The sequence below is a fragment of the Thioalkalivibrio sp. ALE20 genome (genome assembly GCF_000381405.1).
Taxonomy (GTDB): domain Bacteria; phylum Pseudomonadota; class Gammaproteobacteria; order Ectothiorhodospirales; family Ectothiorhodospiraceae; genus Thioalkalivibrio.
Window position 1 is genome coordinate 254,426 of record NZ_KB906473.1, and the last position, 19,467, is coordinate 273,892.

Consider the following 19,467-nt stretch of genomic DNA (forward strand, 5'->3'; position numbering starts at 1 on the left):
AGACTCCCGCATGTACAGCCTGAACGTCCGCGATCACTTCATGATTGCCCACAGCTTCGCCGGTGAGGTGTTCGGTCCCGCGCAGAACCTGCACGGCGCCACCTACGAGGTGGACGTGACCTTCCGCCGGGCCGAGCTGGATGACGACGGTCTGGTGGTCGACATCGGCCGGGCCGGCGAGGTGCTGCGCAGCATCCTCGCGGAACTGAACTACCAGAACCTGGACGACCGACCCGAGTTCGAGGGGCAGAACACCACAACCGAATTCCTCGCCCGGGCGATTCACGGACGCATCGCCACCGCCATCCACGAGGAGCGTCTGGGCGCTTCCGCACGGGGCCTGGACGCGGTCTGCGTGACCCTGCACGAATCCCACGTGGCCTGGGCCGCCTACGAGGCGGCTCCTTGAGCGAGGCCGCCGATCTGCGCCTGCTGGTTCCCGGGGCGCTGGATCAGCCCACCGGTGGCTACCGGTTCGATGCGCGCATGCTGGCGGGCCTGCGCGAGCACGGCTGGAAGACGGCGGTCGACGAACTTCAGGGCGACTTCCCCGGGCCTTCCGCGGACGCTGCGGCGGCGCTGGATGCGGCCCTGGCGGCGGCCCCCGACGGCCAGCGGGTGCTGGTCGACGGCCTCGCGGGCGGCGCCTTCCCCGAGGTGCTCGAGCGCCATGCCCAGCGGCTGCGTCTGCTCGCGCTGGTGCATCACCCGCTCGGGCTGGAGACCGGCCTGGAACCCGCGCGCAGCCGCGAGCTCCTCGCGCTGGAGCGGGCCGGGTTGAGAAGCAGCCGCGGGATCGTCACCACCAGCGCGTATACCGCCGACGTGCTGGCCGGATGGGGAATCGAGCGTCCGCGTCTGCGGGTGGTCCCGCCCGGTGTGGAACGTCAGGCGGAGGCATCGGGACCCGGTCCCGGGGAGCCGCCGCGCCTGCTGGCGGTGGGGGCCCTGATCCCGCGCAAGGGGCAGCACCACCTGATCGCCGCGCTGGCCGGACTCACGGATCGCGCCTGGCATCTGGTACTGGCCGGGCCGGCGGATCGCGACCCGGGATTCGTGTGTCGCCTGCGCCAGCAGATCGAGGACAGCGGTCTGCGGGACCGGGTCACCGTCACCGGAACCTGCGACGAGGCCGATCTCGATGCCTGGTTCGATGGCGCGTCGCTGTTCGTCCTGCCCAGCGAATACGAGGGGTTCGGCATGGTGTATACCGAGGCCATGGCGCGCGGCCTGCCGGTGATCGCCACCACCGGTGGTGCGATCCCGTACACCGTGCCGGCCGCCGCGGGTGCCCGCCTGCCGCCGGGCGACGTCCCGGCGTTGCGCGCCGCGCTGACGGATTATCTGGAGCGCCCGGAAGCCTGGCTTGCCGCCGGGGCCGCCGGCCGACGGGCCGCGCGGCAGATGCCCGACTGGCCACAGGCGGTCGTCGCGATGGATCGGGCGCTGCGCGAGCTGACACCATGAGCGAGCACTTCGATCGCGACTGGCTGGGCCTGCGCGAGCCCGTGGATCATGCGGCGCGCCCGGCGTCCCTGGCCGACGCGCTCGCGGAGTGGGTGGTGCGGGTTCGGGGAGCGAACGAGGCACCGCTGCGGGTGCTGGATCTGGGCGCCGGCACCGGTTCGAACCTGCGCTGGCTCGCTCCGCGGCTGCCGGACCTGCAGCTCTGGACCCTGGTGGATCATGATGCCTCCCTGCTGGACGCGGCCCGCCGCGACGCCGGCGGCGAACGCGTGGAACACCTGCGGGTCGAGGACTTCGCTGCCGCGCCTCCGGCCTTGCCGGGCGCGGCGCCCGACCCGTTGCTGGTGACCGGCGCGGCGCTGCTGGATCTGGTCTCGGCCCGGTGGCTGGATGCACTGGTCGCTGCCTGTGCCGCGCGCGGGGCCGCGGTACTGTTCGCGCTGAGCTACGACGGCCGGATCGAATGGTCGCAGCCGGACCCGGAGGACGCGGACCTGCTGGCGGCGGTCAATCGTCACCAGGGCACCGACAAGGGTTTCGGGCCGTCGCTGGGGCCGGGAGCGGCGATGCACCTGGAGCGGGCGCTGGAGCGTCATGGTTATCGCGTGGAGGCGGCCGCCTCACCGTGGGAGCTGGATGCGGCCAGGCCGGCGCTGGTGCGGGCCCTGATCGACGGCTGGGCCGAAGCGGCGGCTGCCATGGAGCCGACACGGGCCGGGGACTTTCGGGCCTGGGCCGCGCGGCGCCGGGATGCAGTGATCGGCGACGGCTGCCGCCTGCGCGTCGGGCATCGGGACGTACTGGGGCTGCCCCCGGCCCCGGGACGGGGCTCGGGGGTGGCTGCCGGGTGACGCCGCTCAGAAATTCTCGGTGGAGGTGAACAGGCCGACGCGCAGGTCACTGGCCTCGTAGATCGTGCGGCCGTCCACCTGCACCGTGCCGTCGCCGATCCCCAGCACCAGCTTGCGCGAGATCACCCGCTTCATCTCCACATGGTAGGTGACCCGCTCCGCGGTGGGGAGCACCTGGCCGGTGAACTTCACCTCGCCCACGCCCAGCGCGCGCCCGCGCCCCGGGTTGCCCAGCCATGCCAGATAGAACCCCACCAGCTGCCACATCGCGTCCAGCCCGAGGCAGCCGGGCATCACCGGATCGCCCGGAAAGTGGCAGGCGAAGAACCACTGATCGGGGTGGATGTCCAGCTCGGCCACCATCTCGCCCTTGCCGAACTGCCCGCCGTCGCTGTTGATCTCCGTGACCCGGTCCATCATCAGCATGTTGGGCACCGGCAACTGAGCATTGCCCGGGCCGAACATGTTGCCGTAGCCGCAGGCCAGGAGTTCATCGCGATCGTACTGATTCTTCTGCATTGAAAGATGCTCGGGGGAAAAGCCCGGTATTGGACCGAAACCGGCGGGCAAAAGCAATTCCCGCCGCGCTGCACGGCGGCGGGAAAAGGCCGGTTCAGGCGTCGGCCGGGTAGCGCAGCAACTCCGCGAGGGTAAAGAAACGGTCCCCGCGCAGATAGCCGGCCTGGACTTCCGGGACCAGAGCGCCGGGGCGCCCCCGGGCGTCGCGTTCGGCCACCCACTCGGCGGGCAGGGTGTCCAGGATGTGGGCGCTGGCCAGGCGCCCGTCCTCCAGCTGACTGGCATGGACCTGGCCGTTCCCTCGGTGGCGGAAGGCCGGAATCCAGCCCGCGGTGAAGCCGGTGTCCAGCCATTCCGGCTCCTCGCGGGTGGTCACCGACGGGCCGGACAGGAGATCGAGATCAAGCATCGCGGATCCTCCGAAGATTTAATCGGGGTATCGGCGTGGCCCCGCGGAACTTGAGGCCGGAACGATCGCCCAGCGTCGGTGGTGCGGGCGGCGAGCCGGGTACGGGTCGTGCATAATCGGGTTCATCATACAGACCGCGAAACCGTTCCCGGGGACGCCGGCCTTCCGGTCGCTTCGGGTGCGGACCGAAAGGGGGAAGAGTGGCGGTTACCGTCCTGCTGTGGAGCCTGGCGATCGTGATCGCCATCGGCGTGCTGGATCTTGCGCGACAACCGCTGCGGCGTTTTCTCGTGGCGCTGGCGGGTGCGGTCGCACGGGGGGTATGCGCCCTGCGCCGCCAGGTCCTGCATCTGCGGGATGCGGTGCGCGACTGGCATGGCGGGCATCTGGAACGCCTGGAGGCCGAACGCATCCATTCCGCGGTAGAGGCACTGGAGCGGCGTTACGGGGAGATGGTCGGGCACGACCTGGCCCAGCTCCCGGCCCTGCGCCAGCAGGCGAGCGACACGCTGCGCGTGCTGGACGAGGCCTATCAGCGCGACGAGCAGCGGCTGATCCAGGAGCCCGAATGGGTCGAACGGCTGGAGGCCCTGGCGCGCGGTCCTGCCAGTGATACGCCGGAAAGCCGGCGCCTGGCGCAGGACATGGAGGACACCATCCTGCGTATCGCCCGCTCCGGGCTGGAGGAGCAGCGGCGTTCGGCCAGCGCGCTGCTGTCGGCCCGGCGACGCGCGGACAGCCCTTTGCGCGAGATGGTCGGCAATCTGGAGCGGGTACAGGAACGCCTGGCCCGGCTGGAGCGCCAGGGCGAACGCCTGGACCGGGCGCTGGGGCGTTGCGAAGAGGTCGACCGTCCGGTCCGGCGCGCCCTCCCGGCGCATGCCCAGGCGGCGACCCAGTGGCTGATGGGCGCGGCCGGCCTGGCCCTGGCCGCGCTGGCCGTGGTGGTCCATCAGCATGTCTTCGGCCCGGCGCTGGCCGGCATGTTCCCGGAGACCGCCAACGCATCGGGCGCACTGGCACCCGGGTCGGAATGGATGCTGTACCTGCTGCTGGGGACCGCCGCCCTGGCCGGATGGATCCTGGCCGAGACCCGCGGCGTGACCCGGGTCCTGCCGCATGCGCTGATGGAGGGGGGCGGCTGGGCGCCGCGGGTGCTGGCCGGACTGTCCATCGCGGTTCTGGTGCTGGTGGCGGCGGTATCGGCGTTCACCGGGTTCCATCTCGACTGGCTCATCTACCAGCATGAACTGGTCACCCTGCTGCTGGAAGGCGAGGAACGCGCCCTGCCAGCCGGCATCCGTCATGCCGAACAGCTGGTGGGGGCGGCGCTGGGGCTGCTGATCCCGCTGCTGCTGGCGCTGGTGCCGGTGTGGGTGGTGGGCTTTCTGCAGGCGACCCGCATCCTCGCCGGGGGGGTGCTGAGCGCCGGGCTCGGCGTGCTCGCGGGCATCCTGTACCTGGCGGCGGTAGGGGCCTGTCAACTGCGGCGTCTGCTGCCGGCGACCTTCGAGCTGATCATCTTCGTTCCGGCCGCCATCCGGCGCTGGCTGGCCGCGCGCCGCAACGGGGCGTGAACCGTGTCACCGGAAGCCGGAGGGATGCGTGCACATTCGCCAGCGCCTGCCTAGGGAAACACTGATCAATGTACACGCTCGCGCTCGAGTCGCTTTTGCGTGCGAACAAGGCGCGGTGACTGCCGTGCAGTTACTCTGCACAAGGGAACCGCAACGCCGTGCGCGCGCAAAAGCGGCCGAGCCCCTGTGTTCAATGGCTTGTGGGGGTTGGCACCCCGGGTTCCCCGATCCTGCGTTGCGCCGCTTGCGGGTAGAACCACTACCCGCTGCACGACGCGCCTTGTCTCGGAAAACCCGGGGTGCCAACGCGAGCGTGTACATTGGTCAGTGTTTCCCTAGAATGATCCCTCTTCCGAAACATCGCCGCGCTCCGCTCGGGCGCGGCCAATGACGAGGCAAGGCATGGTGCGCAGGTTGCAGATCCGAAACGGGCTGGTGGTGCTGTCGCTGGCGGGGGCCCTGATGGTCGCAGGCACTGCGCCGGCTGCGGCGCAGACGCGATACGTCTCGGACAGTCTGGAGACGGCCGTTTACAGCAGTCCCCAGGGCGGACGGATCGTCAGTTCGGTGGATGCCGGTGACCAGGTACAGGTGCTGGAGGACGACGGCGGCTACAGCCGTATCCGTCTGCCCAGTGGCAACGAGGCATGGATCCTGACCCGCTACCTGCAGGACGAGCCGCATGCGCGCGAACGCCTCGCCGAGGTGGAAGAGGAGCTGGCCGAGATCCGTTCCGGCGCCGACGACCAGGAAGGCCGCATCGCCGAACTGCTGGACGAGCGCAATGAACTGCAGCGCGAGGTCGAAGAACAGTCCGAACGCATGGCCGGCATGCAGGAAGAGCTCGAGGAGCTGCGCGACATTGCCGAACGGCCGCAGGAAATCCAGCGGCGCAACGAGCGCCTGGAAGAGGAACTCCTGGAGACCCGCGAAGCCGCCGAGGACTACCGGCGTCAGGTCGAGGTCATGCGCGCCGACAGCGACCGCCGCTGGTTCATGACCGGGGCTGCGGTGGCGGTGGGCAGCGCGATCCTGGGGATCATCCTCACGCGCCTGCCGACCCGCCGTCGGCGCAGTGACTGGCTGAACTGATGACCCTCGGCCGGGGCGTGCTGTTGCGCGCCCCGGGTTGACCCGGTAGCCTTCGCCCTTCTGTGACGGGCGCCCGCCGGGCGTCTGCCCCGATCCCTGTCAGGACGTCCATCTGGATGCTGTTCGCGATACTCTCAATCTTCGTGGTGGCGGCGCTGGCGCCCGTGGTGCATCGGGCCACCGGGCGCCACAGCGGCTGGGTGCTGGCCCTGTTGCCGGCGGCCCTGTTCGTCTACTTCGCGAGTTTCCTGCCCGCCGTCGCGGCGGGCGAGAGCGTGCGCCTGGCCTGGCAGTGGATGCCCGGGCTGGATGTCCAGTTTTCCTTCCTGATCGACGGCCTGTCGCTGATGTTCGCGCTGCTGATCGCGGGCATCGGCGTGTTCGTGGTCAGCTACGCCGGGCGCTACCTCGAGGCGCATCGCGACCTCGGGCGCTTCTACGTGCTGATCCTGTCGTTCATGGGCTCCATGCTGGGGCTGGTGCTGGCCGACAACATCATCCTGATGTTCATCTTCTGGGAGCTGACCAGCATCACCTCCTACCTGCTGATCGGCTACAACCACGAGGATCTCAAGGCGCGCAAGGCCGCGCTGCAGGGCCTGATCGTAACGGTGGGTGGCGGTCTGGCGCTGCTGGCCGGTCTGGTGCTGCTGGGCGTTGCCTCCGGGTCCTGGGAGCTCTCGGAGATCCTGGCCGGCGAGGATTCGCTGCACGAGCATGCGCTGTACCTGCCGCTGGTGATCCTGATCCTGCTGGGCACCTTCACCAAGTCGGCCCAGTTCCCGTTCCATTTCTGGCTGCCCAACGCGATGGCCGCGCCCACGCCGGTCTCGGCCTATCTGCACTCGGCCACCATGGTGAAAGCGGGCGTGTATCTGATGGCGCGCCTGAACCCGGAGCTGGGCGGCACCGAGCTGTGGACCTGGACGCTGGGCCTGTTCGGCGCGGTGACCATGTTCACCGGCGCCTGGATGGCCATCCAGAGCACCGAGATCAAGAAGCTGCTGGCCTATTCCACGGTGATGGCGCTGGGCACGCTGACCATGCTGATCGGCATCGGCACGCCGTATGCCGCCATGGCCGGCGCGACCTTCCTGCTGGCGCATTCGCTGTACAAGGGCGCGCTGTTCATGCTCGCCGGTTCCATCGACCACGGCACCGGCGAGAAGGAAGTCCCGAACATGGGCGGGCTGCGCCGCGCGATGCCCCTGACCGCGGCGTTCTCGGTGATCGCCGCGCTGTCGCTGGCCGGGCTGCCGCCGCTGTTCGGCTTCGTCGGCAAGGAACTGATGCTGGAGGCAGCCCTGGGCGCCCCCGACGCCCTGGCCGTGGTCCTGCCGCTGCTGGCGCTGGCCTCGGCCATCCTGGTGGTGGCGGTGGCGGCGATCGTCGGCCTGCGGCCGTTCTTTGGCAAACGGCCGGACTATTCGCGCACCCCGCATGAATCGCCGGGTGCGATGCTGGCCGGGCCGGCGGTACTCTCCGTGCTGGGGCTGATCCTCGGTCTGTTCCCGGCGCTGGCGCAGCCGCTGGTGGCGGCCACCGCGATGTCCATCCACGGGGCCGATACCGGGATGGAGCTCAAGCTGTGGCACGGCATCAATCTGCCGCTGGGCATGTCGCTGCTGAGTCTGGCCGCGGGTCTGGTGATCTATCGCTTCTGGGATTCGGTGCGTGCCGGCATCGGACGCATCATGGTGCCGGCCGGGCGCATCGCGCCGGAGCGTGGCTACGAACGCTTCATGGACGGACTGGTGTGGTTCTCGGCGTTCCAGACGCGGGTGCTGCAGAACGGCTACCTGCGCACCTACGTGATGGTCACCATGCTGACCACGGTGGCGCTGGTGGTGGGCACGTTTGCGGCCCTGGGCGGCTTCGAGATCTCGGTGCGCTTCGACGACATCCTGATCCACGAGTGGGTGATCGTCGCCCTGGTCGCACTGGCCGCCATTTTCGTGGCCACCACCAGTTCGCGGCTGGCCGCGGTGGCTTCGCTGGGCATCGTGGGCTTCGGCGTCGCGCTGATCTACGTGTTCTTCAGCGCGCCGGATCTGGGGATCACCCAGGTCCTGGTCGAGACCCTGACCGTGATCCTGCTGGTGCTGGTGCTGTTCCGCCTGCCGAGCTTCCTGAAGTTCTCCAATCCGCTCACGCGGGTGCGTGACGTGATCGCCTCGCTGGCGGTAGGCGTGACCATGACCGCGGTGCTGATGGCCACCCTGGGCGTGCAGTACTTCCCGGCGATCTCCGAATACCACACCGCCGAGTCCGAGCCGTCGGCCTACGGGCGCAACATCGTCAACGTGATCCTGGTCGACTTCCGTGCCCTGGACACCCTGGGCGAGCTGTTCGTGCTCGCGCTGGCCGCGGTGGGCGTGTACGCGATGATCAAGTTCCGTGCGGAGGACCGCAAGTCATGATGGCCGGCTCGCTCATCCTGCAGACGGGGACGCGGCTGCTGCTGCCACTGCTGCTGCTGTTCTCGGTGTTCCTGCTGCTGCGCGGCCATGACGAGCCGGGCGGCGGGTTCATCGCCGGTCTGGTGGCGGCGATGGCCTTCGCGCTGTACATGTTTGCCTTCGATGTCTACAAGGCGCGCGCCATTCTGCGCATCGACCCGCGCAACATGCTGGGGATCGGTCTGCTGCTGGCGACCGTGTCGGGAGTGCCCGCGCTGTTGCAGGGGCGTGCCTATCTGACCTCGCTGTGGTGGGACGTGGAGGTCCCGCTGTTCGGCGAGCTCAAGCTCTCCACCCCGCTGGTGTTCGACATCGGCGTGTACCTCGTGGTGATCGGCACCGTGCTGACCATCGTCCTGGCCCTGGCGGAGGCGGAAGAATGACTGCGGAACCCCTGCTCGCGATCCTGGTGGGCGTACTGTTCGCCACGGCCACCTACCTGATGCTGCGGCGCAGCCTGGTCAAGCTGGTGATCGGCCTGATCCTGCTGTCCAATGCCGCCAACCTGCTCATCTTCGCTACCTCGGGCCTGACCCGCGGCGCGCCGCCCCTGATCCCCGAAGGCATGCTTACGCCCGAGGGTGCGGTGGCCGACCCGCTGCCGCAGGCCCTGATCCTCACCGCGATCGTCATCAGCTTCGGCGTGCTCGCCTTTGCGGTGGTGCTGATCCATCGCGCCTACGAGGTGGTGGGCGCGGATGACCTGGACGAAATGAAGGATACGGACACGTGAGGATCGAGGTCGCCCTTCCGGTCATCATCCCCCTGTTCTTCGGGGCGCTCGCGCTGGCCTTCTGGCAGTGGCGCGGGGTGCAGCGCGTGGTCGGCGTGGTCGGTGGCCTCTCGCTGACCGCCGCCGGGATCTGGTTGCTGGTGGCGGTGTGGAACGAAGGCGTGCTGGCCATGCACATGGGGAGCTGGCAGGCGCCGTTCGGCATCGTGCTGGCGGCCGACCTGCTGAGTGCGACCATGGTCCTGCTGACCGGCGTGATGGGGCTGATCGTCGCGCTGTATTCGCTGGTCTCGATGACCCCGGATCACGAGCGCTTCGGCTACCACCCGCTGCTGCAGCTGCTGCTCGCCGGGGTGGCCGGGGCCTTCCTTACCGGGGACATCTTCAACCTGTACGTGTGGATCGAGGTCCTGCTGGTCGCGTCGTTCGCGCTGCTGATCCTCGGCGGCGAGCGCGCGCAGATGGAGGGGGCGATCAAGTACGTCACCCTCAACCTGGTGTCGTCGCTGATCCTGCTGGCCGCGGTGGGTCTGACCTACGGCCTGTTCGGCACCCTGAACATGGCGGAGCTGGCGGCCTACATGGGCGAGGCCGAGAACACCGGTCTGGTGACCGTGGTGGGCGTGCTGTTCATGGTCGCCTTCGCGATCAAGGCCGCGGCATTCCCGCTGTTCTTCTGGCTGCCGGCCTCCTACCACACCCCGCCGGTGGCGATCTCGGCGATCTTCGCCGCGCTGCTGACCAAGGTCGGGGTGTACGCGCTGATCCGCTTCTTCACCCTGATGTTCACCGAGGCCCCGGAGGTCACCCAGAACATCCTGCTGTGGGGCTCCGGCTTCACCATGCTGGTGGGCGTGCTGGGCGCGGCGGCGCAGTTCGAGTTCCGCCGCATCCTGGCCTTCCACAGCGTCAGCCAGATCGGCTACATCATCATGGGCCTGGCCCTGCATACCCCGCTGGCGCTGGCCGGTTCGCTGCTGTTCATCCTCCATCACAGCATCGTCAAGACCAACCTGTTCCTGATCAGCGGGATCTCCTATTTCGCCCGTGGCACCCACGAGCTGAAGGATCTTGGCGGGCTGTACCGCACGCACCCCGGACTGTCGGTGCTGTTCCTGATCTCGGCGCTGTCGCTGGCCGGGCTGCCGCCGCTGTCCGGGTTTCTGGTCAAGCTGATGCTGGTGCGCGCGGGTCTGGAGATCGAGGCCTACTGGATCGTGGCGATCGCGCTGATCACCGGCCTGCTGACGTTCTACTCCATGGTCAAGATCTGGGCCGAGGCGTTCTGGAAGGCCGACCCGCGCGGCGAGCAGGCCCCGGCGAACGGGCCGGCCTGGCCCGAGCGCGGGGGGCTGTGGCTGCTGTATGCGCCGGTGGCCGCCCTGGCCGGGCTGGCGGTGCTGATGGGCGTGGCGGCCGAGCCGTTCCTGCAGCTGGCCATGGCCGCCGGTGAGCAGATGCTGGACGTGGATGCCTATGTTGAGGCGATTCTGGGGGGCGACGCGCAATGAACCTGCTCGCACTCAACCTCCTGCTGGCCCTGGCCTGGATGATGCTCACGGGCAGCTTCACCGCGACCAGCCTGCTCTCCGGTCTGGTGTTCAGCTACATGGCCCTGTGGGTCGCGTTCAACCGCAAGGCGGATCACAGCAGCTTCTTCTGGAAGGTGCCGAAGGTGATCTCCTTCATCGCGTTCTTCATCTATGATCTGATCAAGGCCAACCTGGTGGTGGCCTGGGACGTCCTGACGCCCACCCATTTGATGAAGCCCGGTGTGATCGCGTTCCCGCTGCGGGCCCATACCGATGCGCAGATCACCGTGCTGGCCAACCTGATCTCGGTGACCCCGGGCACGCTGAGTCTGGATGTCTCCACCGATCGCAAGGTGCTGTATATCCATGCGATGTACCTGCAGGACGAGGACAAGCTGCGGCAGGAACTGCGGGACATGGAAAGCCGCGTGATGGAGTTGATCGACTGATGCCGATTCTCGACTGGGCCGTGAACGCGACCTTCGTGATCCTCAGCCTGGCGCTGGTGATCATCTTCATACGCCTGATCAAGGGCCCCAGCCTGCCGGACCGGGTCGTGGCGCTGGAGCTGATCGCCTCGCTGACGGTGGGGTTCATCGCCACGCATGCGGTGGCGACGGGGGCGGCCAACTTCCTCGACGTGGCCGTGGTGCTGGCGCTGACCGCGTTCCTCGCCGCGGTGGGCTTCGCGCGGTATCTGGAGAAGGGAGGTTACCGCAGTGATGATTGAGTGGATCACCGCCTTCCTTTTGTTGCTGGGCTCGCTGCTGATGCTGCTGGCGGCGCTGGGCGCGCTGCGCATGCCCGACCTGCTGACCCGTATGCATGCGACCACCAAGGCCGGCGCCCTTGGGGGCGGCACCATGGTGGTGGCGGCCGCGGTGTTCTTCGATGACGGCGCCGTCACCGCCCGCGCGCTGGCGATCGTGGTGTTCATCATCCTGACTGCCCCGGTGGCCGCGCACCTGATCGGCCGCGCCGGCTATTTCGTCGGCATCCCGCTTTGGGAGGGGACCCTCAAGGACGAACTGAAGGATCGCTACGATCCCGAGACCCACACCCTCGCTTCGGAGGACAAGCCGGAGGACAGGAAATCCTCTGCCCCCGCCGAAGAACGCGACCGCGGCTGACCGATCCCTTGGGGTCCGGTCACGACCGGCCCATCCCGTACCCCCGCGCCGCGCGCACAAAAAAGCCGGGGCCCGCAGGCCCCGGCAAGTTCACGCTTCACGTACGAAGGGGTGTCCGGAGAGACGCCCGGGATCAGGCCGCGTGGGTCTCCTTCGCCTCGCGCGCGGCCTTCGCTTCTTCGGGATCGTAGGCCGCCCCGGACCACAGCATTTCGTAGGCGATTTCCTCGTTGCCGTTCTCGCACAGCTCCAGCACTTCCTGGAACAGGGGCTGGAAGGTCTCGCTGCGATGGGAGGCCTCGTGTTCCTCCATCGTGCGCCAGAAGGTGATGATCAGCGCTTCCTTGTCCTTCATCGGGCTTTCCACGGCCTGACCGATGGTGGAACCCTCGTTGGAGACCGCACCGGAGTTCAGGGCCACGAAGCCGCCGACGAAGCCGGTGTCCGAGTGATAGGTCTTCACGTTCTCGCACAGCACGGCCACGCGTTCCTGCAGGTCGTCGATGCTGTATTCCGGCTTCAGGATGACCCGGTTGATGGTCACCACGCCGTCCGGCGGAAAGTTCTGGATCAGGTTGCTCATAACGACCTCCTCAGTTTGCGGAAGATGCCCTCGGGCATTGTCGCTTCATTCAGCGGATCAGCATGTGCTGAATGAATTGTTGACCAATCTACTCAGGAAATGGCTTTACGCAACAAAGGCACACGGACCGAAGGGCATGCGACGGTCGGGGTTGTCTCGGGTGTCCGGCCCGAGATATCGTGCATTCCAACGAATATTGGAATGTAGAGTGTCCCGCGATGGACGAACGCGAACTGAAGGACGTGCTGTACGAACAGGTGGCGCGGATCACGCGCGCCGCGGCCAGCCCCAGGCGCCTGGAGCTGATCGAGGTGCTGGTGCAGGGCGAGAAGACCGTCGAGCAGCTGGCAGCGGACACCGATATCAGCGTCAAGCTGGCCAGTGCCCACCTCAAGGCCCTGCGCGAGGCCCGCCTGGTGGAGGCCCGTCGCGCCGGGCGTCATGTCCACTATCGTCTCGCCAACCGCCACGTCGCGGACTTCTGGGTCATGCTGCGCACCCTCGCGGAGGAGCGCCTGCTGGAGCTGCAGGCGGCCACCCGCGAGCTGACCGAGTGTGCCGACGAGCTGGCCCCGGTCGCCGGTCCGGAGCTGCTGGAACAGGCCCGGCGCGGCGACGTGGTGGTGCTGGACGTGCGCCCCGGGGTCGAGTACGCCGCCGGGCATCTCCCCTGCGCGCGTTCCATCCCGCTGCAGGAGCTGAATCAGCGCCTGCAGGAACTGCCGGCCGACCGCCCGGTGGTCGCCTACTGCCGCGGCCCCTACTGCCTGATGGCGAAAGAGGCCGTCGCCCTGCTGCGCGAGCACGGGATCGCCGCGCAACGCGTGGAGGAGGGCGTGGCCGAATGGCGCCACGCAGGCCTGCCGCTGGCCGACGAGCCGGACTGACTCGGCCGAGGCCCCGGCTGCGAGATAACGCATTTCCAGAGGAAACCGGAACATGGACAAGCACAAGGCCGCCGAGGCCTACGATCACATCACGCACGGGATCCGCGAGAACCTCGGGCAGTTCAGCCAGCAGCTGATCCAGGTGTTCTTCGTCGGCCTGACCATCGGGATGATGCGCACGGTCATCCCGGCGCTGGCGGAGGACGAGTTCGGCGTTGCCGAGGGCTCGTTCATGCTGCTGACGGCTTTCGTGGTGGCCTTCGGGATCGTGAAGGGCGCGCTCAATTTCGTCGCCGGCCGGCTGTCCGAGCGCATGGGCCGCAAGAATGTCCTGTTGCTGGGCTGGCTGTCCGCCATCCCGATCCCGTTCATGATCCTGTACGCCCCGACCTGGGGCTGGATCGTCGCCGCCACGGTGCTGCTGGGCGTGAACCAGGGTCTGGCCTGGTCGATGACGCAGACCGCCAAGATGGACATCACCCGGGCGAACGAGCGCGGCTTCACCATGGGCATAAACGAGTTCTCCGGCTATGTCGGCGTGGCCGTCGCCGGCATCGTCACCGGGTACATGGCGTCCGCCCTCGGTCCGCGCGTCGGCCTGCTGGTCTTCGGCCTGGTGGTGATCGCGCTGGCGATCGTGATGACCTTCCTGCTGGTGCGCGAGACCCTCGACTGGGCGAAGGCCGAGGGGGCCCGCCATGCGGCCGGTCGCAACGACGGGCCGGTGGCGCGCTATCCGCAGAACATCCCCGACGCCCCCACGACCTGGCAGGTGTTCACCCTGATGTCCTGGCGCGACCGGCGCATGGCGGCGTTCAGTCAGGCCGGGCTGGTGGAGAAGTTCGTGGACGCGCTGGTGTGGGTCTTCTATCCGGTGTTCCTGTACCAGCAGGGCCTCGGTCTGGCGGCGATCGGCTGGATCGTCGGCATCTACGGCTTCGTCTGGGGCGGCTCGCAGTTCTTTACCGGCCGTCTGTCCGATCATATCGGTCGCATGAAACCCATCGTCTGGGGCATGTGGATCTGTGGCGCCGGGGTCGGGCTGACCCTGCTCGGTTCCGGGATCATCTGGTGGTCGTTCGCCGCGGTGGTCACCGGCTTCGGCATGGCCCTGCTGTATCCCAACCTGAGTGCGGCGGTCGCGGACATCGCACATCCCAACTGGCGCGGATCGGCGATCGGGACCTACCGCTTCTGGCGCGACCTGGGCTACGGCATCGGCGCGCTGGGGCTGGGCATCGTCGCGCACCTGGGCGGCTCGGTGGAATGGGGCTTCTGGTTCGTGGTGATCGCGATGTTCCTGTCCGGGGCCCTGGTCTGGTGGTGGGGCGAGGAGACCCATCCGCGCCTGAACCCGGCCTGAGCGCAGGGATGTTCGCGACGATTCTCCCGGTCGCTCGTACGGAGTCGTTGGCGCCGGGGGCAGGCCACCCGTACACTGCCTCGGCATGAGCGAATCCGATCCGATGGCCCGGCTGCGTGCGATCATGGCGCAGCTGCGCGACCCCGAGTACGGCTGCGCCTGGGACCGTGCGCAGACCGCCGCCAGCATCGTCCCGCATACCCTCGAAGAGGCCTATGAGCTGGCCGACGCCGTGGCGCGGGACGCCGGCGACGCGGCCGCCACCGCCGAGCTGCGCGAAGAACTGGGCGACCTGCTGTTTCAGGTGGTTTTCCAGGCGCGCATCGCCGAGGAAGCCGGGCGCTTCGATCTGGATGATGTCGCCCGCGGGATCGCCGACAAGCTGGTGCGGCGCCATCCGCACGTGTTCGCCGGCCACGCCTTCGTCGACGATGCCGAACGCGAGGCGGCCTGGGAGGCCGACAAGGCCGCCTCCCGCGAGCAGCGGGGCCATGCCAGCGCGATGGACGACATCCCGCTGGCGCTGCCGGCGCTGGCCCGCGCGGTCAAGACCCAGCGGCGGGCCGCGCGTGACGGTTTCGACTGGGACGATGCCGGACCGGTGGTCGACAAGATCCATGAAGAGATGGCCGAGGTGAACGAGGCCGTCGCCGCCGGCGCCGATCCGGACGCGGTGGCCGAGGAGGTCGGCGACGTGCTGTTCGCGGTGTCCAACTGGGCGCGCCACCTGGGCGTGGACCCCGAGGGCGCGCTGCGCGGCAGTACCCGCAAGTTCGAGGCCCGCTACCGGCGCATGGAGGCCCTGGCCGAAGCCCGCGGGCAGTCGCTGTCCGCGCTCGATTTCGCCCAGCAGGAGACCCTGTATCAGCAGGCCCGTCGCCAGCTCCGCGGCGATCCCGAATCAACCCCCCCGAATAATCCCTGAAAAGCCGGGCATCCGTCCCGAGATAAAGGAACCCGCATGGAACACGGCCTTGATTCATTGCCCGATCACTTCATGCCCGCGCGCATCGAGCGCATCGAGCAGGTGACCCCGCTGATCCGCAGCTTCACCCTGGCGGCGGATCCGCAGCGCTTCGTGTCGCGCGCCGGCCAGTGGCTGGACCTGGTGATCCCGCAGGGCGATGCCAAACCCTTCGTCGGCGGCTATTCGGTGGTCTCCGCGCCGCGCGATGACGGCCGCCTGGAGCTGGCCATCAAGTACGCCGATCACCATGCGGCCACCCATCATCTGCATACCGCGGCGCGCGAGGGCGACACCGTCTACATCACGCCGGGGCAGGGGGATTTCTGCTTCGAGCGCGGCATGGCCGACAACGTGGTGCTGCTGGGGGCCGGCATCGGCGTGACCCCGCTGTTCAGCATCCTGCGCTATGTGCACCAGTCGGCCCCCGAGGTGAATGCGCACCTGGTCTACAGTGTGGCGCGGCAGGACGAGGTGCTGTTTCCCGAGGAGCTGGAGCGCCTGGCGCAGGCCGACAACATCGACGTGACCCTGACCGTGACCCGCGAGGCGGAGGACTGGCTGGGGCACACCGGGCGGATCTCGCATTCGTTGCTGGAGTCGCTGGAGCTGCCGCGCGATGCGCTGTTCTATTTCTGCGGCTCGCGCGAGTTCATCGAGGACATGGCCACGCTGCTCGGCGAGTGGGGCATCCCCGAGGCGCAGCTCAAATACGAGAAGTGGTGGTAGGGCGTCAGGCGTCGCTGTCGAGACGCAGCGACAGGTCCACCGCCCGCAGGTGCTTGGTCAGCGCCCCCACCGAGATGTAGTCCACCCCCGAGTCGGCCACTTCCAGCAGGGTCGCGGCCGAGACCCCGCCGGAGGCCTCGGAGATCGCACGCCCGCGGATGCGCCGCACTGCCTCGGCGCGATCCGCGGATTCCAGCTCGTCCAGCATGATCACGTCGGCCCCGGCGGCCAGCGCCTGGTCGACCTCCTCCAGATTTTCGGTCTCCACCTCGACCCAGCGCCCGGCGCCCACCGTGCGCGCCTGCTGCACCGCGGCGGCGATGGAGCCGCAGGCGGCGATGTGGTTTTCCTTGATCAGCACCGCGTCCCACAGGCCCAGGCGGTGGTTGTGGCCGCCGCCGATGCGCACCGCGTACTTCTGCGCGTGGCGCAGGCCGGGGAGGGTCTTGCGGGTGTCGAGGATGCGCGCGTGGTGGTCCTGCAGGCGCGCCACCCAGCGGGCGGTCTCGGTCGCGGTGCCGGACAGGGTCTGCAGCAGGTTGAGGGCGGCGCGCTCGCCGGCCAGCAGCGCGCGGGCCGGGCCCTCGATGCGGGCGATCCGGGTCTCGGCCGCGCAGGCCTCGCCCTCGGCGACCGCCCATTCGATGCGCAGGTTCGGGTCCAGCCGGGCGAGCACGCGTTCCGCCCAGGGCTGGCCGCAGAGGACGGCATCCTCGCGCAGCCACAGCGAGGCGCGCGCATGCCGCCCGGCCGGGACCAGCGCCGCGGTCACGTCGGCTGCGATGCCGCCGGGCCCGAGGTCCTCCTCCAGCGCGGCGGCCACCTCGCGCTCCAGCGCGGCGGGGTCGGGTTCGGCGGGGCCGCGGACGAACGGGTCGCGGGGCTTTTCAAGGTGCAGGGTCATTGCGGGTCTTCCGTTGCCGGGTGGCTGCGGACCACTGTCAGATCGACGTGGCCGCTTGCCAGGCGGGCGGAAACCGCGTCTCCGCGGTTCACGTCGGCGGCATCCCGCAGCAGTCCGCCGTCCTCGGTGGACAGGATGGCGTAGCCGCGGCGCAGTACCGCGGTGGGATCCAGCGAGTGCAGCTGGCGCCGGCTCGCCTCGAACTGGCGCCGGCGTGCATCCAGCTGGCGCTGCGCCGCGCTGCGCAGGCGCTGATCCAGGCGGTGGAGGCGTTCGCGCCGGGTCGCCAGATCGCGGTCGGGGCGTACCTGCTGCAGCCGCTGGCGCCGGTGGTCCAGACGCAGGCGGGCGTGGTTCAGTCGCGCCCCGGGAGAGGCCCCGGCGAGGCGCAGGCGGGCGCGCTGCAGGCGCTGTTCCGCGCGTTCCAGACGCAGCCGCCCGGCGCGTTGCAGGCGTTCGCGCTGCTCGTCCAGGCGCTGGAGGTTGCGTTCCAGGATCTGCCGCGGATGGCGCCGCTGCAGGCGGCCGGCGAGCCCTTCCAGGCGTGCGCGATCCTCGTGGATGCGACGCGCCAGCCGCTGTTCCAGGCGTGCGCGCAGTTGGTTGAGCTGCTGGCGCAGGGCGGGGCCGTCGGGGCTGACCGCCTCGGCCGCCGCGGTGGGGGTGGAGGCGCGCAGGTCGGCGACGAAATCGGCGATGGTGACGTCGCTTTCGTGGCCCACGCCGGTCACCACGGGGATCGGACAGTCCGCGATCGCGCGCGCCACATTCTCCTCGTTGAAGGCCTGCAGGTCCTCCAGCGAACCGCCGCCGCGTGCCAGCAGGAGCACGTCCACCGCGCGTTCCTCGCCGGCACGCTGCAGGGCGGCGACGATCTGTTCGGCCGCCGCGGCGCCCTGGACCGCAACGGGATACAGCGTGACCGGCAGCAGCAGCGGAAACCGGCGCGCCAGCGTGCGTTCGATGTCGTGGCGGACATCGCCCTGGGCCGAGGTGATAACGCCCAGGCGATGGGTCCGCGCCGGCAGCGGCCGCTTGCGCGCGGGGTCGAACAGGCCCTCGGCCTCGAGCTGCTTCTTCAGCTGCTGGAAGGCGGCCAGGAGCCGGCCCTCGCCGGCGGGTTCGAGCCGCTCGACCACGATCTGGAACTGCCCGCGGGCGGGGTAGATGCCCGCGCGTCCGCCCACCTGCACCGCATCGCCGTCCGCGAAGGGCGCTGCGCGCCGGGCGTTGCCGCGGAACAGCACGCAGTTGACGCTGGCGTTCTCGTCCTTCAGCGAGAAATACTGGTGGCCCGACGGGTAGCGGCGCAGGTTGGAGACCTCGCCCTCGACCCGCACCGATCCCAGTCCGTCGCGCAGCAGTCCGTCCGCGCACTGGTTCAGCTGGGCCACGGTCAGGACCGCGGCGGTATCGCTCATTCGCCGCCCCCGAACACGCGTTCCAGCAGTTCGGTGCCGCGGCCGACCGGGTCGGCGCGCAGCGCCGCCTCTTCCTTCGCCAAAGTGTCGAACAGACCGGACATCGCGTAGCCCAGTACGTGGTCCACCGGATCGAAGGCGATGTCGGCGACGAACGGGATGTCCTCGACCTCGGACAGCAGGTCGTTGTAGGCACTGATGGCACCGGATTCGCGCAGGGCCTCGTCGATGACCGGCTCCATGCGCGCGGCCAGCGGGTCGCTCATGCGGGTCTCGAAGTGGCGGGTGGCGGCATCGTCGGGGCCCTGGATGATCTCGCGGGCCTCGTCCAGGGTCAGGTCCTCGATGGCGTCCAGGAACAGCTCGCGGGCCTGCGGGGCGGCATCCTCGGCGGCCCGGTTCATGCGTTCGTGCAGGTCGTCGACCGGGCCCGCCGCACCGAAGCGGTCGAGGGTGTCGCGCGTGGACTGCACCAGTCCGGGCAGCGGGATGCGCACCTCCGGGTTCCCCCAGAAGCCGTTGTGGCGCGCCAGTTGGCCGGTGGCGTTGCGGGTGGCGATGGACAGCGCCTCGCGCAGGGCGTCGATGCGCTCGTCCTGGCTGAGAGCGCTGCCATTGTCGCCCCCGGTCAGGCTTCCCAGGGCCTCGCGGCCGCGTTCCCACCAGTCGGCGCCGGCGGGTGCGGCGGCCAGCAGGGCGGTTCCCGGCAGGAGGCGGAACAGGAAACGGCGGCGGCCGGCAAGGCGGGATGTCGATGACATGTCTGGACCCTTCGGAATGCGGAGATACAAGGGTAACTTCGCAGCGCCGCGGATGCGACGCACGTGCCCGATCCGCCTTTACCCGT

At 69.1% G+C, this 19,467-nt stretch carries 22 protein-coding genes; 16 read left to right on the forward strand and 6 right to left on the reverse strand.

Going from position 1 to position 19,467, the window contains the following annotated elements; translation table 11 throughout:
- The first annotated feature begins 10 nt into the window (after window positions 1-10).
- From F790_RS0106765 to F790_RS0106775, 3 genes are read left to right on the forward strand one after another with little or no spacing between them, the layout of a single operon-like run.
- Window positions 11-409: a 6-carboxytetrahydropterin synthase gene (locus tag F790_RS0106765; protein ID WP_019591186.1), complete on the forward strand. Its 399-nt coding sequence runs from the start codon at window positions 11-13 to the stop codon at window positions 407-409.
- Entirely contained in the window at window positions 406-1,467 is a 1,062-nt protein-coding gene (locus F790_RS0106770; RefSeq protein ID WP_019589689.1) for a glycosyltransferase family 4 protein, read from the forward strand. Before F790_RS0106765 ends, F790_RS0106770 begins: the two co-directional genes overlap by 4 nt.
- Complete coding sequence (locus tag F790_RS0106775) at window positions 1,464-2,318, forward strand: trans-aconitate 2-methyltransferase (RefSeq protein WP_019591187.1); 855 nt, start codon at window positions 1,464-1,466, stop codon at window positions 2,316-2,318. Before F790_RS0106770 ends, F790_RS0106775 begins: the two co-directional genes overlap by 4 nt.
- Window positions 2,319-2,324: 6 nt before the next feature.
- On the opposite strand, the gene fabA is transcribed toward F790_RS0106775, so the two are convergent.
- On the reverse strand, window positions 2,325-2,837 hold the full coding sequence (fabA, locus tag F790_RS0106780; RefSeq protein WP_018870193.1) for a 3-hydroxyacyl-[acyl-carrier-protein] dehydratase FabA: 513 nt from the start codon (window positions 2,835-2,837) through the stop codon (window positions 2,325-2,327).
- Between the two features lie 94 nt (window positions 2,838-2,931).
- Window positions 2,932-3,246: a hypothetical protein gene (locus tag F790_RS0106785; protein ID WP_018870192.1), complete on the reverse strand. Its 315-nt coding sequence runs from the start codon at window positions 3,244-3,246 to the stop codon at window positions 2,932-2,934.
- A gap of 200 nt (window positions 3,247-3,446) precedes the next feature.
- On the opposite strand from F790_RS0106785, the gene F790_RS0106790 reads away from it, so the two are divergent.
- The 9 genes from F790_RS0106790 (at window position 3,447) to mnhG (ending at window position 11,769) form a co-directional block, all read left to right on the forward strand.
- Window positions 3,447-4,823 carry a hypothetical protein gene (locus tag F790_RS0106790; RefSeq protein ID WP_019591188.1) on the forward strand — a complete coding sequence of 459 codons (1,377 nt, stop codon included), beginning with the start codon at window positions 3,447-3,449 and terminating at the stop codon, window positions 4,821-4,823.
- Window positions 4,824-5,225: 402 nt separating this feature from the next.
- Window positions 5,226-5,915, forward strand: coding sequence for a TIGR04211 family SH3 domain-containing protein (locus tag F790_RS0106795; protein WP_019569740.1), 690 nt, complete (start codon window positions 5,226-5,228; stop codon window positions 5,913-5,915).
- 116 nt (window positions 5,916-6,031) lie between these two features.
- A complete protein-coding gene (locus F790_RS0106800) occupies window positions 6,032-8,335 on the forward strand; it encodes a putative monovalent cation/H+ antiporter subunit A (RefSeq protein WP_019591189.1) in 2,304 nt (767 codons plus the stop codon).
- A complete protein-coding gene (locus F790_RS0106805; protein ID WP_018946994.1) occupies window positions 8,332-8,757 on the forward strand; it encodes a Na+/H+ antiporter subunit B in 426 nt (141 codons plus the stop codon). Before F790_RS0106800 ends, F790_RS0106805 begins: the two co-directional genes overlap by 4 nt.
- A complete protein-coding gene (locus F790_RS0106810; protein WP_018936755.1) occupies window positions 8,754-9,107 on the forward strand; it encodes a Na+/H+ antiporter subunit C in 354 nt (117 codons plus the stop codon). The genes F790_RS0106805 and F790_RS0106810 overlap by 4 nt, the downstream gene beginning before the upstream one ends.
- Window positions 9,104-10,618, forward strand: a complete 1,515-nt coding sequence (locus F790_RS0106815; RefSeq protein ID WP_019021897.1) for a Na+/H+ antiporter subunit D — start codon at window positions 9,104-9,106, stop codon at window positions 10,616-10,618. Before F790_RS0106810 ends, F790_RS0106815 begins: the two co-directional genes overlap by 4 nt.
- Complete coding sequence (locus tag F790_RS0106820) at window positions 10,615-11,088, forward strand: Na+/H+ antiporter subunit E (protein ID WP_018870185.1); 474 nt, start codon at window positions 10,615-10,617, stop codon at window positions 11,086-11,088. Before F790_RS0106815 ends, F790_RS0106820 begins: the two co-directional genes overlap by 4 nt.
- Window positions 11,088-11,369, forward strand: coding sequence for a monovalent cation/H+ antiporter complex subunit F (locus tag F790_RS0106825; RefSeq protein ID WP_019589687.1), 282 nt, complete (start codon window positions 11,088-11,090; stop codon window positions 11,367-11,369). Before F790_RS0106820 ends, F790_RS0106825 begins: the two co-directional genes overlap by 1 nt.
- The gene (gene mnhG, locus F790_RS0106830; RefSeq protein WP_019589686.1) at window positions 11,362-11,769 is read left to right on the forward strand and encodes a monovalent cation/H(+) antiporter subunit G; all 408 of its coding nucleotides are present in this window, start codon (window positions 11,362-11,364) and stop codon (window positions 11,767-11,769) included. Before F790_RS0106825 ends, mnhG begins: the two co-directional genes overlap by 8 nt.
- A 133-nt stretch (window positions 11,770-11,902) precedes the next feature.
- Here the strand turns inward: mnhG and F790_RS0106835 are convergent, their stop codons facing one another.
- Window positions 11,903-12,352 (reverse strand): hypothetical protein, encoded by a 450-nt coding sequence (locus F790_RS0106835; protein ID WP_018870182.1) that lies wholly within the window; start codon window positions 12,350-12,352, stop codon window positions 11,903-11,905.
- A 218-nt stretch (window positions 12,353-12,570) separates the two neighbouring features.
- Here F790_RS0106835 and F790_RS0106840 point away from each other — a divergent pair, with 218 nt between their 5' ends.
- The 4 genes from F790_RS0106840 (at window position 12,571) to F790_RS0106855 (ending at window position 16,295) form a co-directional block, all read left to right on the forward strand.
- Window positions 12,571-13,239 (forward strand): metalloregulator ArsR/SmtB family transcription factor, encoded by a 669-nt coding sequence (locus F790_RS0106840; protein WP_019591190.1) that lies wholly within the window; start codon window positions 12,571-12,573, stop codon window positions 13,237-13,239.
- 52 nt (window positions 13,240-13,291) lie between these two features.
- Window positions 13,292-14,602 carry an MFS transporter gene (locus F790_RS0106845; RefSeq protein ID WP_019591191.1) on the forward strand — a complete coding sequence of 437 codons (1,311 nt, stop codon included), beginning with the start codon at window positions 13,292-13,294 and terminating at the stop codon, window positions 14,600-14,602.
- Window positions 14,603-14,687: 85 nt separating this feature from the next.
- Window positions 14,688-15,527 (forward strand): nucleoside triphosphate pyrophosphohydrolase, encoded by an 840-nt coding sequence (gene mazG / locus F790_RS0106850; protein WP_019589683.1) that lies wholly within the window; start codon window positions 14,688-14,690, stop codon window positions 15,525-15,527.
- Between the two features lie 36 nt (window positions 15,528-15,563).
- Complete coding sequence (locus F790_RS0106855; RefSeq protein ID WP_019021903.1) at window positions 15,564-16,295, forward strand: ferredoxin--NADP reductase; 732 nt, start codon at window positions 15,564-15,566, stop codon at window positions 16,293-16,295.
- 4 nt (window positions 16,296-16,299) lie between these two features.
- On the opposite strand, the gene nadC is transcribed toward F790_RS0106855, so the two are convergent.
- Genes nadC through F790_RS0106870 form a run of 3 tightly spaced genes read right to left on the reverse strand, consistent with a single transcriptional unit; the run spans window position 16,300 to window position 19,381 of the window.
- Complete coding sequence (gene nadC / locus F790_RS0106860; protein ID WP_019591192.1) at window positions 16,300-17,199, reverse strand: carboxylating nicotinate-nucleotide diphosphorylase; 900 nt, start codon at window positions 17,197-17,199, stop codon at window positions 16,300-16,302.
- On the reverse strand, window positions 17,196-18,620 hold the full coding sequence (xseA, locus tag F790_RS0106865; RefSeq protein WP_019591193.1) for an exodeoxyribonuclease VII large subunit: 1,425 nt from the start codon (window positions 18,618-18,620) through the stop codon (window positions 17,196-17,198). The genes nadC and xseA overlap by 4 nt, the downstream gene beginning before the upstream one ends.
- Window positions 18,617-19,381: a DUF4197 domain-containing protein gene (locus F790_RS0106870; protein WP_019569750.1), complete on the reverse strand. Its 765-nt coding sequence runs from the start codon at window positions 19,379-19,381 to the stop codon at window positions 18,617-18,619. Before F790_RS0106870 ends, xseA begins: the two co-directional genes overlap by 4 nt.
- Window positions 19,382-19,467: the final 86 nt, after the last annotated feature.

Coding starts and splice junctions, on each gene's coding strand:
- F790_RS0106795 (WP_019569740.1), top strand. CDS start 5,226: ATGGTGCGCAGGTTGCAGATCCGAAACGGGCTGGTGGTGCTGTCGCTG.
- F790_RS0106805 (WP_018946994.1), top strand. CDS start 8,332: ATGATGGCCGGCTCGCTCATCCTGCAGACGGGGACGCGGCTGCTGCTG.
- F790_RS0106840 (WP_019591190.1), top strand. CDS start 12,571: ATGGACGAACGCGAACTGAAGGACGTGCTGTACGAACAGGTGGCGCGG.
- F790_RS0106800 (WP_019591189.1), top strand. CDS start 6,032: ATGCTGTTCGCGATACTCTCAATCTTCGTGGTGGCGGCGCTGGCGCCC.
- F790_RS0106775 (WP_019591187.1), top strand. CDS start 1,464: ATGAGCGAGCACTTCGATCGCGACTGGCTGGGCCTGCGCGAGCCCGTG.
- xseA (WP_019591193.1), bottom strand. CDS start 18,620: ATGAGCGATACCGCCGCGGTCCTGACCGTGGCCCAGCTGAACCAGTGC.
- F790_RS0106785 (WP_018870192.1), bottom strand. CDS start 3,246: ATGCTTGATCTCGATCTCCTGTCCGGCCCGTCGGTGACCACCCGCGAG.
- mazG (WP_019589683.1), top strand. CDS start 14,688: ATGAGCGAATCCGATCCGATGGCCCGGCTGCGTGCGATCATGGCGCAG.
- mnhG (WP_019589686.1), top strand. CDS start 11,362: ATGATTGAGTGGATCACCGCCTTCCTTTTGTTGCTGGGCTCGCTGCTG.
- nadC (WP_019591192.1), bottom strand. CDS start 17,199: ATGACCCTGCACCTTGAAAAGCCCCGCGACCCGTTCGTCCGCGGCCCC.
- fabA (WP_018870193.1), bottom strand. CDS start 2,837: ATGCAGAAGAATCAGTACGATCGCGATGAACTCCTGGCCTGCGGCTAC.
- F790_RS0106810 (WP_018936755.1), top strand. CDS start 8,754: ATGACTGCGGAACCCCTGCTCGCGATCCTGGTGGGCGTACTGTTCGCC.
- F790_RS0106855 (WP_019021903.1), top strand. CDS start 15,564: ATGGAACACGGCCTTGATTCATTGCCCGATCACTTCATGCCCGCGCGC.
- F790_RS0106825 (WP_019589687.1), top strand. CDS start 11,088: ATGCCGATTCTCGACTGGGCCGTGAACGCGACCTTCGTGATCCTCAGC.
- F790_RS0106870 (WP_019569750.1), bottom strand. CDS start 19,381: ATGTCATCGACATCCCGCCTTGCCGGCCGCCGCCGTTTCCTGTTCCGC.
- F790_RS0106845 (WP_019591191.1), top strand. CDS start 13,292: ATGGACAAGCACAAGGCCGCCGAGGCCTACGATCACATCACGCACGGG.
- F790_RS0106820 (WP_018870185.1), top strand. CDS start 10,615: ATGAACCTGCTCGCACTCAACCTCCTGCTGGCCCTGGCCTGGATGATG.
- F790_RS0106765 (WP_019591186.1), top strand. CDS start 11: ATGTACAGCCTGAACGTCCGCGATCACTTCATGATTGCCCACAGCTTC.
- F790_RS0106835 (WP_018870182.1), bottom strand. CDS start 12,352: ATGAGCAACCTGATCCAGAACTTTCCGCCGGACGGCGTGGTGACCATC.